Source organism: Snuella lapsa (assembly GCF_039539345.1).
Classification (GTDB): domain Bacteria; phylum Bacteroidota; class Bacteroidia; order Flavobacteriales; family Flavobacteriaceae; genus Snuella; species Snuella lapsa.
The window spans coordinates 1-1,147 of the sequence record NZ_BAABCY010000122.1 but is presented as its reverse complement, the minus strand read 5'-3'; the positions used below and the strand labels follow the sequence as shown (position 1 = coordinate 1,147).

The following is a 1,147-nucleotide window of genomic DNA, read 5'->3' as shown; positions in this document are numbered from 1 at the left end:
ATTCAAATTCTCTTATAGTTTTATTTCCTAAAAAGGAATGCCTTCTTTTATTATTGTACCAAGTTTCTATCCATCCAAAGATGGATAACTCCGCTTCAGATCTTAACTTATAATTGTGCCTATAAACCCATTCTACCTTTAATGATTTAAAGAACGATTCTGCAACAGCATTATCCCAGCAATTGCCTTTTCTGCTCATAGATTGGTTTACTAAGCCATTATAACTTTTAATTAAAGAGGTGAACTTATGGCTGGCATATTGTATCCCTCGGTCGGAATGAAAAATCAAAGGCTGGGTTAAAGTTGTTTTCTTTACAGCCATATGCCAAGCTTTAATAATAGTATCCTCTGTGCTTAAATTATCACTTAGTGCCCACCCAACAACTTTACGGTTAAACAAATCGATAATTACAGTAAGGTAAAGCCAACCTTGTTTAGTTTTTATATAGGTTATATCACTTACCCAAACTTGATTCTGTCTGTTTACTTCAAAGCATTGGTTTAATAAATTAGGAGCTATTGGGTAATTATGTTTACTATCAGTGGTTGCTTTAAACTTGCGCTTTCGTTTTGCAAACAAATAATTAGCACTCATAATACGGGCCACTCTGGGCTTTGATATTTTATAGCCTAATGTCTCCAACTCTGTTTTTATTCTGGGTGAACCATAGCTCTCAAAACTATTTTTGAATATAGATTTAATAAGCGTTGTTACCTTTTGATTTTCTAACCATAATTTACTTGGTCCAGATTGCAACCAATGGTAATAGCCGCTTTTACTTACCTTTAATATTTTACACATCATCTCGACAGGAAACCTCATAAGATGCTGTTTTATAAACCTGTATTTTTCCTGTCGCTCTTGGAGAAGATGCTGATGGCCTTTTTTAAGATGTCACGTTCCAGTTCAGCTTCTTTTAATGCCCTTTTTAATCGAGATATCTCTTTTTCTTCATCGGTCATTTTAGGTTTGCCTCGACCTGGAAAACTGTTTTTGCCATAATCCTTCAACTCTTTTCGCCAACGATAAAGTACTGATGGAAATATATCTAAATCTTCACTTACTTGTTTTACGTTGCCTTTGGCATAGCTCAACTCCACTGCCTTTTGTTTAAATTCTAAAGTGTAATGTTTGGGTTTACTTCTC

At 34.5% G+C, this 1,147-nt stretch carries 1 protein-coding gene; it reads right to left on the bottom strand.

The features are described from left to right. A protein-coding gene (locus tag ABD792_RS19130) for an IS3 family transposase (RefSeq protein WP_345008192.1) occupies positions 1–1,147 on the bottom strand; the annotation gives its coding sequence in 2 pieces (ribosomal slippage) (positions 1–894 and positions 894–1,147; 1,148 coding nt annotated over the 2 pieces). This gene is flagged as partial in the annotation.